Source organism: Nesterenkonia aerolata (assembly GCF_031470965.1).
Taxonomy (GTDB): Bacteria; Actinomycetota; Actinomycetes; order Actinomycetales; family Micrococcaceae; genus Nesterenkonia; species Nesterenkonia aerolata.
In genome coordinates, this window is record NZ_JAVKGR010000015.1 from 1 (window position 1) to 13,149 (window position 13,149).

Here is a 13,149-nt window from a genome sequence, read left to right on the forward strand (position 1 = left end):
ATTCTCAGTTGAGGCACCGAAGGCGTTTCGCGGGCATCTTCCGTGAGTCTCGTCGACCTCTTGAATTCTACGTGTGTAGAGAATACTGTGAGCGGCACCACAGATGGATCTCGGAGGACACCGCCATGCGCCCCACCCCTTATGCCCAGCAGAGACCAGAAGAGATCGACCGCGTCCGCGAACTGCTTGCTGAGGCCGGTCATTTCTCCACCACCACCCGCATGGCCTACCTCGGCCTGATAGACCCGCCCCGCGGCACCACACCTGAGGCCGAGATCCCCCGCCGTTTTCGCGTCTTCCTGCTCGACATCGCCGGAGCAGCACCGCAGGACGTCGTCGTCGACCTCACCGCAGAGGCGGTCGAATCGGTCATCGAGCTCGACACCACCGCCACCGGGGAGCTGCCGGTCATGGAGGAGGAGTTCGAAGCCGTCGAAGAGATCCTCTCCACTGACCCGGACTGGCTCGCCGCCCTGGACAGGCGCGGCCTCGACGTCGCCGCCGTGCGCGTCGCCCCGCTCTCCGCCGGAGTCTTCGAATACCCCGAGGAGAAGGGCCGCCGCATCCTGCGCGGACTCGCCTTCCTCCAGAAACACGAGGCAGACAGCGCCTGGGCCCACCCGATCGACGGGCTCGTCGCCTATGTGGACATCACCCATCGCGCCGTCGACCAGGTCCTGGACCTCGGCATCGTCCCGATCCCCGAAGAGCACGGCAACTACACCGATCCGGAGCTCACCGGACCGATCCGCACCACCCAGCGGCCCATTGAGATCACCCAGCCGCAGGGGCCCTCCTTCACCGTCACCGACGGCAACCACATCGAATGGGAGCGCTGGAGCCTCGACGTCGGCTTCGACATGCGCGAAGGCCTCGTCCTGCACAACATCTCCTTCGACGACGGCGAGCGCCGTCGCCGCATCCTCGACCGGGCCGCCATCGCCGAGATGGTGGTGCCCTATGGTGATCCCTCCCCGGTGCGGTCCTGGCAGAACTACTTCGACACCGGCGAATACCTCGTCGGTCAGTGGGCCAACTCCCTGGAACTGGGCTGTGACTGTCTCGGGGAGATCACCTACCTCTCTCCCTGGGTGGTCACCAACACCGGGCAACCCCGGCAGATCCGCAACGGCATCTGCATGCACGAGGAGGACTGGTCGGTGCTCTCCAAGCACACCGATCTCTGGTCCGGTGTGGCCTACACGCGCCGCAACCGTCGCCTGGTGATCAGCTTCTTCACCACTGTGGGCAACTACGACTACGGCTTCTACTGGTACCTCTACCTCGACGGCACCATCGAGTTCGAAGCCAAAGCCACCGGTATCGTCTTCACCTCCGCGATCCCGGACGGCCCCACCGACTTCGCCTCCGAAATGGCCCCAGGCCTCGGAGCCCCCTTCCATCAGCACCTGTTCTCCGCGCGGCTGGACTTCGCGCTCGACGGCGGCCCGGGCCGCGTCGAAGAGGAGGACGCAGTGCGGCTGCCCATCTCTGAGACCAACCCGCGGGGCAACGCCTTCACCCGGACACGGACCCTGCTGGCCACCGAACAGCAGGCAGTGCGTGATGCGGACCAGTCCGTCGGCCGTACCTGGGTGGTCTCCAACCCGGAGTCGACCAACCGGCTGGGTGAACCGGTCGGCTATAAGCTGCACCCGGTGGGGCTGCCCACGCTGCTCGCGGCTGAAGGCTCCTCCATCCACCGGCGGGCCACGTTCGCGTCCAAGGCGCTGTGGGTCACCCAGCACCGTGAGGACGAGCGCTACCCCACCGGTGACTTCCCGAACCAGCACTCCGGCGGCGCAGGGATCCCGGAGTGGATCCAGCAGGACCGCAGCGTCGACGGCGAGCAGCTGGTGCTGTGGCACACCTTCGGACTGACGCATTTCCCCCGGGTGGAGGACTGGCCGATCATGCCGGTGGACACTGTCGGGTTCAAGCTGCGGCCCGAAGGGTTCTTCGACCGCTCGCCGGTGCTCGATGTGCCCGCACCGGCCCGCCACGCCGGCGATGACTGCTGCGCCGGGGAGTCCACCGGATCCGGGGGATGCTGCTCCTGACCGTGGGATTCCCCCGCCGCCTCCGGCCGGGCCACGTCCAGGCCCTGCCGGAGTCCGACCTGCGGAGAACTTCCCGGATTCCGATCCCCCAGAGCTGTGCCTGCGGTAACTTGGACCCGTGAATGCTTACCTGGGAGTCATCGGAGAGTGCCTGGTCGACGTCGTCCACTCAGAGACCCAGGCGCCCAAGGCGCACGTCGGCGGCAGCCCGCTCAACGTCGCCGTCGGCCTGGCCCGGTTGGAGCATGACGTGCTGTTCACAGGACGCCGCGGCGACGACGAATACGGCCGGATGATCGCCCGCAGCCTGCGCGCCCAGGGCGTCACCTCGGTGCTGGAGCCTGATGAGACCCCCACTTCCGTGGCCAAAGCGATTCTCGATCCCACCGGTCAGGCCAGCTACGAATTCACCCTGGACTGGACGCTTCCCGCCGCCGATGACCTCGAAGAGCAGATCAGCGAACGCACCGAACAGCGCGGACTCGACCTGCTCCACGCCGGTTCCATCGGCGCGATGATGCACCCCGGGGCGCAGACGGTCCGCGACCTCATGACCCGGCGGCGCGAGGGCGCCACCATCAGCTACGACCCCAACTACCGGCCCTCCATCATCCCCAACCGGGAGGAGGCGCGCGGACAGGTGGAGGAGTGCGTGGCGCTCGCCGACGTCGTCCAGGCCTCCTCCGACGACATCGACCTGCTCTACCCCGAGCGCAGCCACGCGGAGACGATGCGTGCCTGGGCTGACCTGGGCCCCTCGCTGATTATCCTCACCCGCGGGGCCGCCGGGGCACTGGCCCTGGCCGACTCCGGGGCGGTGGAGGTCCCGGCGGTGGGCGTCGACGTCGCGGATACCGTCGGTGCGGGTGATTCCTTCATGGCCGCCGCGCTGTCCACGCTTCGCGGCCTGGGGCTGCTGGGGGCGGAGCGCCGGGCGGGGCTGCGCGCCATCTCCTCTGAGGACGTGCACACTGTGCTCACGACGGCGGCTCAGGCGGCAGCGATCACCTCCTCGCGGTTCGGTGCGCAGCCGCCCACGGCGGTGGAACTCCGGACGGCCCTGGGAGCGGGGGAGTCCGGAGCTGCTGGGGAGGCCGGCCCTGTCTGAGCAGCGCAGCCGAGAGCCGGGTGGGTCGATGCTCGGCGGTACGCGGCTGGTGGCCAGTGACATCGACGGCACGATCCTCAGCTATGCGCTGACCGAGTCCGGGCGGATCACCGAGCGGACCGTACGCGCGTTCTCGCGTGTCCGTGAGCTGGGGCTGGAGGTGGTGCTGGTCACCGGGCGGCCGGTGCGCTGGTTGGGTCCGGTGGCTGATGCGCTCGGCGAGATCGGTCCGGTGATCTGCTCCAACGGTGCGGTGGTCTACGATCTCGCGGAGCAACGGCTGCTGCGCCAGGATCCGATGGCCGCGGAGGCGCTCTTCGAAGCGGTGGAGCGGATCCGGCGCATCGACCCTGAGGTGACTTTCGCTGCTGAGACGTTGGAGCGGGTCCACGCCGATGTGACGTTCATGGAGGGCTCGCTGTTCTTCGAGGAGGAGCGTCGGCGTGCCGCCGGGATCACTGAGGACATGCTCCGGCTGGGGCCGGTGGAGCAGACCCTGTGCGACGAGGGAGTGGGGTTGGATGCCACCGCCGAGGGCGGTGACTCCCGGGCCGCTGATCACGTGGTGAAGCTGCTGGCTAAGACCACCGCCGCGGACCCTGACGCCTTCTTGGAGCGGGTGCACGGTTCCGTCGGTGACCTGCTCAAGGTGACCCATTCGGCCCCGGGGGTGAGTCTGTTGGAGCTCTCCGCCCGCGGGGTGGATAAGGCCGCTGCGCTGCGACGATTCGCCGATGACCGCGCCATCGCCCGGGATCAGGTCATTGCCTTCGGGGATATGCCCAATGACATCGAGATGCTGCAATGGGCGGGGCGCTCCTGGGCGGTGGGTTCGGCGCACCCGATGGCACGATCAGCCGCCGATCACCTCACCGGTTCCTGCGACGACGACGGCGTCGCTGCCGTGCTGGAGAACCTGCTCGCCGGAGGGGATGGGCTGATCGATGGGTGAGGCGGGCTATGGGTGAGGCGGGCTATGTCTGAGCGTTCGGCCGAGGTGCCGCGTCGGTTCCGTCCTCGTGTGCCGTACCTGGTCAACACCCATCCTGGGCCGCTGCACGGCCGACCCCTGGGGCTCGCGCATCGAGGTGGGGCGATCGAGGTCCAGAACACGATGGCGGCCTTCACCCGTGCCGTCGAACTGGGTTTCGGGTATCTGGAGATCGATGTGCGCGCCGCCGCCTGCGGGACGCTGGTGGTCTTCCATGATGAACGCCTTGAGCCCACCACTGATGCCGAAGGGCCGCTGGCCGAGTGGACCTGGGAGCAGCTGAGTCAGGTGCACCTCGGTGGCGAACCCCTGGTCCGCTTCGAAGACCTGCTCACGGCCTGGGGCGATGTGCGGCTCAATGTGGACCTCAAGGAGGAGGCCGCGGTGCGGCCTTTCGTGGAGCTGGTCGATGAGCACGGTGCGCATGAGCGTGTGCTGGTGACGAGCTTCTCGGATGCGCGCCGACGTCGTGCCCAGCGTCTGCTGAGCCGTCCGGTGGCGAGCTCGGCCGGGGTGCGCGGTACGGCCCTCTCGGTGCTGGCGGGCCCGGCGGCCGGTGTGCTGGGGCGGGTGAGTGCGGGTGCGTCCTCGCGTCTGCTGCGGCGGCTGGCCGGCGACGTCGACTGTCTGCAGGTGCCCCGCCGGCAGGGCCCGATCACCGTGGTGACCCCCGGGTTCCTGGCACGCTGCCATGCGGCGGGGCTGCAGGTGCATGTCTGGACCGTCAATGAGGCCGAGGAGATGCGCGAGCTGCTGGGGATGGGGGTCGACGGCATCGTCAGCGATGAGGCGGAGGTTCTGGCCGAAGTGCTCGCCGAGTACGATGCCTGGCCCCAGTGGTGACTCTCCCCGCGCCTCACCCCTTCTGTCTCCCCACCCCTCCCCTCCCTGCTTCGCAACCTCCCCTCCCGGTTGACTCTGGAGTTCGTGCCCTTTTCAGCCCGATTTCCCGCTCAAAAAGGCACCAACTCCAGAGTCACCGTGGTGGGGAGGGGCGTTGTCGAGCTTTCAGGGGCTGCGGGCATCGAGTGCCGAGGCGAGACGGTCGATGACGTGGCGGAAGTCTTCTCGCAGATCCTCAACATTGACCAGGATCACCAGCCAGCCGTCATGTGCAAAGGCATGATTCCGGCGTTGGTCTCTGGCCTGCTGCTGGGCGGTGAAATGTGTGCCGCCGTCGTACTGGAGCACGATCTTCGCGTCCTCGTACCCGAGATCACCGGTATAGACGCTCCGCGGTGACGGTCTGACCTGCAGCGTCGGCTCCGGGAGCCCGGCATCCTCGATGGCCAGGCGCAGCATGGTCTCCGGGTGGGAATCTGCACCGATCCGCACCCGAGCTGCGGCGCGTCGACCGGTGACGATGCCGCGTGTCTTGCGGTGTGAGCCGACCACTTCGGCCAGTGAGGCCGGAGTCTCCCACGGTGTGGTGTGCGCATCGAGCCCCGGTCGTGGGTGTCTGACAAGCTGATCACCGAGCGCGACGAGCTCCCGTTCGTTCAGCCGATCCATCAGATCGAAGAAGATGCGCGCTGGTCGACTGACGTGGAGGCCGAGATGCGTCACCACTTCGCCGTCGTTGACGACGACGGCGTGGCTGCGTAGCTCGGGTGCCCTAGTGACTGTCGTCGAGATGAGCAGCCGACTGATGTGGATGGTCTCGTCGTGCTGCCACCGTGAGGGGAGTCGAAGCCCGAAGAGCTGGGCGGCGGTGGTGTGACTGAACCAGCTGTCCTGATAGCCGTCCTGGAGCGCACGGAGGTGGCGCAGATCTGGCGTCGACGTCGTCCCGGGGCGCGTCGTTCCGGGATGCGTCGTGCCGGGGTGTGTCGATTCGGAATCCTCGGCATGTGCCCAGAGGTAGAGGCCGCGCGCGACGGGGATGATGTCGCGGGCGCGCAGACGCTTGGGTGGGACTCCGTACTCCTGGGCCTGGCGGCGGGAGAACACCCCTCGGCGCAGTGGAACGGGCAGCGGTCGGGGAGTCTTCATGACATCCACTCTGAGGGAACCGGAACCGGCCTCGCAGAATCTATCCACAGCCTGTGAATAAACCTGGAGGTTTCCACTTCCTGTCCACATCACCCCGCCTCGGTGTTGACTCTGGAGTTGGTGCCCTTTTCGGCGCGATTTCCGGCTCAAAAGGGCACCAACTCCAGAGTCAACGGGTGTGGGTGGTGCGGGGTGAGGGCCGGTAGAGTGTCGCTCGTGTCTGACGCGGCGGTGATCTGGTTCTGGGCGGTGAGCGCCCTCGCCCTCGTGTCCCTGGTGTGGTCACTCATCGTGCTGCTGCGCGATCGTGAGATGCCGCCGATCCGCGGCGCCGTCTGGACGGTGCTGATCTTCCTCATCCCGGTGTTCGTGCCGGTCGGATTCCTCGTCTGGACATATGCGGTGCGTGCGCAGAATAGGCGCCGGGCGAATGACAGGGCCTCCGTCCGCTGCAGACCTGCGGCTGATCCTCAGCATCGCAGGCATCGACCTGCTCTGTGATACTGCCCACGTTCGGCCATCCCGTTCAATCAGTTCTTCTACACGCTGTAGAATTCCAAGCGGAGGCCCCGCCACCGCGCGGAGTCCGACCGCCGCGCGCACCCCGCCGCGACTCCCACCACTGACCAGGAAGTGCCCGTGGAAGAGCTCTTCGATCCCCTATCCCTGGCCCGCTGGCAGTTCGGGCTGACCACGCTGTACCACTTCATCTTCGTCCCCCTGACCATCGGCATGGCCCTGATGGCCGCGATCATGCAGACCGCCTGGTACCGCACCGGCAAGGTCGAGTACCTCAAGCTGACCAAGCTGTTCGGCAAGATCTTCCTCATCAACTTCGCCATGGGTGTCGTCACCGGCATCGTCCAGGAGTTCCAGTTCGGCATGAACTGGTCGGAGTACTCGCGCTTCGTCGGTGATGTCTTCGGCGCCCCGCTGGCCATCGAAGGTCTCGCCGCCTTCTTCCTCGAGGCCACGTTCATCGGGCTATGGATCTTCGGCTGGAACCGGCTGCCCCGCCTGGCGCACCTGATCTGCATCTGGATGGTCTCCATCGCCTCGATGCTCTCGGCCTATTTCATCCTCGCCGCCAACGCATTCATGCAGAACCCGGTCGGCTTCGAGATGAACCTGGAACGCGGCCGCGCCGAGCTCACCAGCCTCTGGGAGGTCCTGGTCAACCCGGTCGTGCTCGCGGCCTTCCCGCACACCATCTTCGGGGCGATCATGTTCGCCGCGACGGTGATGATCGCCGTCTCCGCCTACCACCTGCGCCGCGGCCAGCACGTCACCACGATGCGCAAGGGTCTGCGCGCCGGGCTCTGGACCAACCTGCTGGCCTTCCTCGGCGTCGGGCTCTCCGGCGACCAGCTTTCGCTTGCGATGGTCGATGCCCAGCCCATGAAGATGGCCGCAGCAGAGGGGCTGTATCAGACCACCAGCGCGGCCAGCTTTTCCATCTTCACCCTCGGCACCCCCGACGGCGCCTCCGAGCTGTTCTCCATCCGCATCCCCTACCTGCTCTCGCTGCTCTCGACGCATACGCTCGACGGCGAGGTCGAGGGCATCGACAACCTGCAGGCCCAGTACGTGGAGCAGTTCGGCCCCGGCGACTATGCCCCGCTGATCTGGATCACCTACTGGTCCTTCCGCTGGATGATCGGCCTGGGCGCACTCTCGGCGCTGATCTCGGTGATCGCCCTGTGGTTCACCCGGGCGAAGTCCACGCGCGTCATCAGTGACCGTATGTGGCGGGTGCTGATCTGGACCGCTCCGCTGCCGCTGCTGGCCTCGCTGATCGGGTGGGTCTTCACCGAGATGGGCCGTCAGCCGTGGATCGTCTTCGGGCTGATGAAGACCGAGGCCGCCGTGTCCCCGAACGTCGCTGGGTGGCAGGTTGCACTCTCGCTGGCCGCATTCACCCTGATCTACGGCGCGTTGGCGGTCGTGGAGTTCAAGCTCATTGTGAAGGCGGCCAAGGAGGGCCCGCCGGAGATCGATGAGAACGAAGACATCGACGACGACGATCTCGCGATCGTCTACTGAGGCAGGACGCACATCATGGATCTCCCCCAGCTCTGGTTCATCCTCGTCGCCTTCTTCTTCGTCGGCTATTTCGTGCTCGACGGCTTCGACTTCGGTGTGGGCATGTCCCTGCCGCTGATCGGCCGCGATGACACGGATCGCCGCGTCATGATCAACACCATCGGCCCGATCTGGGATCTCAACGAGACCTGGGTGATCGTTGCCGGCGCGGTGCTCTTCGCCGCGTTCCCCGAGTGGTACGCCTCCCTGTTCTCGGGCTTCTACCTGCCGCTGCTGCTGATCCTGTTAGCCCTGATCCTGCGCGGTGTCAGCTTTGAGTACCGGCATCAGCGTGACGATGACACCTGGCGGCGCCGCTTCGACCTGATGATCATCATCGGCTCGGTGGCCCCGGCCTTCCTCTGGGGCGTGGCGTTCGCGAACATCGTCCGCGGGGTGCCGATGGATGAGGCGCATAACGTCACCTCCGGGCTGTTCCACCTGCTCAATCCCTACGGTCTGCTGGGCGGGGTCACCCTGACCCTGCTCTGCCTGATCCACGGCCTGGTGTTCATCGCGCTCAAGACCGACGGTGAGATCCGGTCCCGCGCCCGCCGTGCCGCCGGCATCGCCGCGATCCCCGGTGCGCTGTGTGCGGTGGGCTTCCTCGGCTGGACGATCCTGATGCACCTGGACATCGGCCACATCGGTGCGGTGGTGGCCTTGGCCATCGGCGCGGCGGTGATGATGGTCGCTGCGACCCTGGCCAACCAGTTCGGCCGTGAGGGGTGGGCTTTCGCCGCGATGGCGGTGACGATAGCGCTGGCCGTGGCCACGCTGTTCACGGCACTGTACCCGAATGTACTGCCCTCCACCTCGGGCGTCGGCGGTCTCGATATCCGCAACGCCAGCTCCACCGACTACACGCTGACGGTGATGGCCTGGGTGGCCGTGGTGATCACTCCGCTGGTGATCGGCTATCAGGGCTGGACGTATTGGGTGTTCCGTCGCCGCGTCTCCAGGAAGCACATTCCGAGCGCTGCGCACTGATGCGCCCCATCGATCCGCGTCTGCTGCGCCGAGCCACAGCTGCTCAGGGGTTTCTTGCCCTGACGGTGGTGCTGGGGTTGCTGCAGATCCTGCTCATCATCGCCTTCTGCGCGTTGGTGGCGATGGTGGTCGTCACAGCCGTGGAGGGGGTCGGTGTGCAGCCCGGGGAGTGGGTGCTCGATGACGTCGTCGTCGATCGTGTGGTTCCCGGGGCGGACCTCTTGGCCCGTGTGGCACCGTTGCTTGCCGGGCTGCTGGCTGTGGTCGGTGCCCGCGGGGTGGTGGCGTGGGCCATGGAGGCGGCTGCGGTGCGGGCGGCGGCGCGGGTGAAGTCCCAGCTGCGCCGGGCCACCGCGCAGGCGCTGGTCACGACGGCCCAGACGCAGGAGCCGGTGTCGCAGGCGCATGCGGTCACGGTGCTGGGGTCCGGTCTGGATGCGCTGGATGCCTGGTTCTCCCGTTATCTGCCGCAGCTGGTGCTCACAGTGCTGGCGATCCCGATCCTGCTCACTGTGCTCGCTGTGGCGGATCTGACGACGGCGGTAATCGTGGCGATCACGATGCCGCTGGTGCCGCTGTTCATGGTGCTGATCGGCTGGGCCACGCAGTCTGCCCAGCAGGCTCAGTGGAGGCGGTTGGACCGGCTGGGGGCGGCCTATCTGGACGTGGTCGAGGGGCTGTCCACGTTGAAGATCTTCAACCGGCAGCACCGCCAGCGGCAGAATCTTCGGCGGCTGACCGACCAGCATCGTGCCTCGACGATGAAGGTGCTGCGGGTCAGTTTCCTCTCCGGGTTCGCCCTGGAGCTGGCGGCCAGCTTGTCAGTGGCTCTGGTGGCGGTATCCATCGGGGTGCGTCTGATCGACGGTGAACTGGGCCTGTTCGTCGGGCTGTTCGTGCTGATGGTCGTTCCCGAGGCGTACAATCCGTTGCGGCAGGTGGGGGCGCAGTACCATGCCGCCGCGGATGGGGTGGCCGCGTCCGAGGATGTCTTCGAGATCGTGGAGCGGGCGGAGTCTGAAACGGAGTCTGGTGCGGAGCACTGGGCAGGATTCGGGGCTGACCCCGGAACGGAATCCAGAACAGAACCCAGAACAGAGCTGAGAGGCGACGACGGGCCGGGCTGTGCAGATCTGCAGATCCGCGGGATGACGGTCCACCGTGGCGGGCGAGCGGTGTTGGCTGACCTGGACCTCACCGCCGGCGCGGGGGAGCTGACCGTGCTCACCGGACCCTCCGGTGCCGGGAAGTCCACCGTGTTCGCCGCCTTGTTGGGGTTGCTGCCTCACGGCGGTGAAGCCCTTTGCGGAGAGCGGCGGGTCGGCCGCGAGGACATCGCCTGGACGGGGCAGCGGCACGGGCTGCGCCGAGGCAGTGTGGCAGAGAACATTACTCTCGGTGATGACACAGCTGATGGCCAACGCAGGGCAGAAGACGTCAGTGCGGTGCTCGCCGACGTCGGGCTGGAAGGACTTGATCCGCAGCGCAGCCTGGGCGTTCACGGTGCCGGGCTCTCCGGCGGTCAGGCCCATCGAGTGGCTGTGGCGCGCGCACTGTACCGGGCGCGACGTCGCCAGAGCCCGGTGCTGCTGTTGGACGAGCCCTCGGCGGCTCTGGATACGGCCGCTGAGAGACGGCTGCTGGAGACTCTCCGAGCCGAGGCCGAGCGGGGGCGGGTGGTACTGGTGATCAGTCACCGTCCTGCGGTGATGGATGCCGCCGATACGGTGATCGGCCTGGAGCCGGGGAGTGCGGACGGCGGTGGTGCTTCCGAGGCGCGACCCGGCTCATCGGCCAGCACTGTCCAGGGGGTGCAGAGATGAGCAGTACCCATGCGCCTGTAGGTCATGCACCGCAGCGGACGCCAGATGCCGAGGTCGCGGCCCTGCTGCGTCTGGCTCGTCCCGGTGCCCGCAGGATGCTGCCCGGAATCCTCTTCGGGATCCTCTCAGGCCTCAGCGCCGTGCTGCTTCTGGGTGTCTCGGCGTACCTGATCACCCGCGCCGCCGAACAGCCGCCCATCCTCTATCTCGGGCTGCTGGTGGTCGGGGTCCGCGCCTTCGCCTTGGCCCGGGCTTTCTTCCGTTACATGGAGCGGCTGAGTTCCCACGACGCCGCCTTCCGGACTCTTGCCACCCTGCGTGTCGGGCTGATCGAGCGGCTGATGCCGGTCGCGCCCGTGGGGCTGGCGGAGGTGCGCCGGGGCGATCTGCTCGCCCGCCTGGTCCGCGACGTCGACGAGCTGCTGGATTTACCGACTCGGGTTATCCAACCCCTGGTCAGTTCGGGTGTCGTCGTGATGGTCACACTCGGTGCGCTGGCGTGGTTCAGCCCGATGGCCGCCGTCGTGCTGGCCGTGGTCCTGGCTGGCGCGCTGGTGGTGGGTACGGCGGTGAATACGGCGATCAGCGGTCGTGCCGAACGGCGCACGGCGGCGCTGCGCGGTGAACTGGCTGATGAGGTCGCTGATCTGGTGACTGATCTGGATGTGCTGATCGCCTATTCTGCGGTGGAGCCGCAGCTGCGCCGGGTGGAACAGGCTGATGCCCGGCTGCGGGCGGCGGCGTTGCGCACTGTTTCCGGGGCCGGAGTTGTCGCTGGGCTGTTGACCTCGGCCGCAGGTGCGGCCACAGTGCTGATGCTCACGGTCGGGATTCCGCAGGTGAGTCCGTCGGTGCCTCTCGGGCCTGAGTTTGTCCTGACGCCGGGGGCCGTGGACGGCCCGGTGCTGGCTGTCCTGGCTCTGGTGCCGCTGGCGGTGTTCGAAGTGTTCGCCGCAGCCCCGGCGGCCTGGTCGGTCCGGCGTCGGGTGCTGGCCTCTGCCCGGCGCATCGCTGATTTGGCCCCGCAGTCGGTGCCGCCGGAGATCCCCGTGGACGACGGCGACGACGAGATCCCTGATCCTGACGGTCCTCGCGATGCGGCTCTTCGTCGGCACCCCGCAGCGCCGGCTGTCCTGCAGCTTGAGGCGATGACGGTGCGGCGTCCTGGGGCGTCGGCTCCGGTCTGCGCGCCAGTGAATCTGACCCTGCATCTCGGTCAGGTGGTGCTGGTGTCAGGGGCGTCCGGCTCGGGCAAGACGTCATTGGCTGAGGGGTTGGTCCGGTTCCTCGAGTATGCCGGTTCCTATCGGATCGATGGCGTGGAGGCGCGGGAGCTGTCGATCGCTGCGTTGCGGCGTCGGGTCTGCCTGATCGAGCAGCGGGCACACCTGTTCGATGCGACGCTGCGTGCGAACCTCTCCTTCGCCCACCCCGAGGGCCCTGAGGCGGCGACGGACGGGCAGCTGATGGCGGTGCTCGAGGCCGTGGGGCTGGGGGAGTGGGCGCGTTCGCGCGATGGTCTGGAGACGCGGGTCGGGCTGGGTGGGGCGTTGGTCTCGGGCGGGCAGGCGCAGCGTATCGCGGTGGCGCGGGGGTTGCTCTCCGGAGCTGATGTCCTGGTGCTCGATGAGCCGACGGCGCACGTGGAGCCGGAGCTTGCGGCCCGGCTCATGCGGGAGCTGCTCGGCGCCACCGCGGGGGAGGGCCGCAGCGTCGTCGTGATGTCGCATCTGCCAGTGCCGGAGCACCTGGTGGATGCGCACGTGGATCTTGATGTCCTTTCCGGTGATGACGGGGATGTCCTCAGTACTGCCGCGGACCCTGGAGGTATCCCAGAACAGCGTCCTGGCGCCTGAGTTCGGCCTCGTGATGTCTGCGCAGCTGCTGGGCGCGTTCACTGACTCGGTCGAGGGCGCGGGCACGCCGTGCAGCGGCTGTCCGTTGTGACCAGCGGATCAGGGCGTGTCCCAGGTGCTGGGCAAGACGTTCGACGACGGTGGGGTGGGGGTTGTGGCTGTGCAGGGGGAGAGAGGCACTCATGAAGGATTCCTCAGTGTAAAAAGGCATGACGAAATGAAGGGGAGAGGCACTGTATAAATGCGC

At 67.3% G+C, this 13,149-nt stretch carries 11 protein-coding genes; 9 read left to right on the top strand and 2 right to left on the bottom strand.

Annotation, left to right across the window (positions count from 1 at the left end):
• The first annotated feature begins 125 nt into the window (after positions 1-125).
• The 4 genes from RIL96_RS10670 to RIL96_RS10685 all read left to right on the top strand — a co-directional run bounded on the left by RIL96_RS10670 (position 126) and on the right by RIL96_RS10685 (position 5,002).
• Complete coding sequence (locus RIL96_RS10670) at positions 126-2,060, top strand: primary-amine oxidase (RefSeq protein ID WP_310549005.1); 1,935 nt, start codon at positions 126-128, stop codon at positions 2,058-2,060.
• Positions 2,061-2,178: 118 nt separating this feature from the next.
• Positions 2,179-3,168, top strand: coding sequence for a carbohydrate kinase family protein (locus RIL96_RS10675; protein ID WP_310549006.1), 990 nt, complete (start codon positions 2,179-2,181; stop codon positions 3,166-3,168).
• Positions 3,083-4,120 carry an HAD family hydrolase gene (locus RIL96_RS10680; RefSeq protein ID WP_310549007.1) on the top strand — a complete coding sequence of 346 codons (1,038 nt, stop codon included), beginning with the start codon at positions 3,083-3,085 and terminating at the stop codon, positions 4,118-4,120. The genes RIL96_RS10675 and RIL96_RS10680 overlap by 86 nt, the downstream gene beginning before the upstream one ends.
• Positions 4,121-4,144: 24 nt before the next feature.
• The gene (locus RIL96_RS10685; protein ID WP_310549008.1) at positions 4,145-5,002 is read left to right on the top strand and encodes a glycerophosphodiester phosphodiesterase family protein; all 858 of its coding nucleotides are present in this window, start codon (positions 4,145-4,147) and stop codon (positions 5,000-5,002) included.
• A gap of 165 nt (positions 5,003-5,167) precedes the next feature.
• On the opposite strand, the gene RIL96_RS10690 is transcribed toward RIL96_RS10685, so the two are convergent.
• The gene (locus tag RIL96_RS10690; protein ID WP_310549009.1) at positions 5,168-6,151 is read right to left on the bottom strand and encodes a DUF559 domain-containing protein; all 984 of its coding nucleotides are present in this window, start codon (positions 6,149-6,151) and stop codon (positions 5,168-5,170) included.
• Positions 6,152-6,367: 216 nt separating this feature from the next.
• On the opposite strand from RIL96_RS10690, the gene RIL96_RS10695 reads away from it, so the two are divergent.
• The 5 genes from RIL96_RS10695 (at position 6,368) to cydC (ending at position 12,902) form a co-directional block, all read left to right on the top strand.
• Positions 6,368-6,652, top strand: a complete 285-nt coding sequence (locus RIL96_RS10695) for a hypothetical protein (RefSeq protein WP_310549010.1) — start codon at positions 6,368-6,370, stop codon at positions 6,650-6,652.
• A 138-nt stretch (positions 6,653-6,790) separates the two neighbouring features.
• Positions 6,791-8,194 carry a cytochrome ubiquinol oxidase subunit I gene (locus RIL96_RS10700; RefSeq protein ID WP_310549011.1) on the top strand — a complete coding sequence of 468 codons (1,404 nt, stop codon included), beginning with the start codon at positions 6,791-6,793 and terminating at the stop codon, positions 8,192-8,194.
• A 15-nt stretch (positions 8,195-8,209) separates the two neighbouring features.
• Positions 8,210-9,223, top strand: coding sequence for a cytochrome d ubiquinol oxidase subunit II (cydB, locus tag RIL96_RS10705; RefSeq protein ID WP_310549012.1), 1,014 nt, complete (start codon positions 8,210-8,212; stop codon positions 9,221-9,223).
• Positions 9,223-11,046, top strand: coding sequence for a thiol reductant ABC exporter subunit CydD (cydD, locus tag RIL96_RS10710; protein WP_310549013.1), 1,824 nt, complete (start codon positions 9,223-9,225; stop codon positions 11,044-11,046). Before cydB ends, cydD begins: the two co-directional genes overlap by 1 nt.
• Positions 11,043-12,902, top strand: coding sequence for a thiol reductant ABC exporter subunit CydC (gene cydC / locus RIL96_RS10715; protein WP_310549014.1), 1,860 nt, complete (start codon positions 11,043-11,045; stop codon positions 12,900-12,902). The genes cydD and cydC overlap by 4 nt, the downstream gene beginning before the upstream one ends.
• On the opposite strand, the gene RIL96_RS10720 is transcribed toward cydC, so the two are convergent.
• On the bottom strand, positions 12,850-13,086 hold the full coding sequence (locus RIL96_RS10720) for a hypothetical protein (RefSeq protein ID WP_310549015.1): 237 nt from the start codon (positions 13,084-13,086) through the stop codon (positions 12,850-12,852). The genes cydC and RIL96_RS10720 overlap by 53 nt on opposite strands.
• Positions 13,087-13,149: the final 63 nt, after the last annotated feature.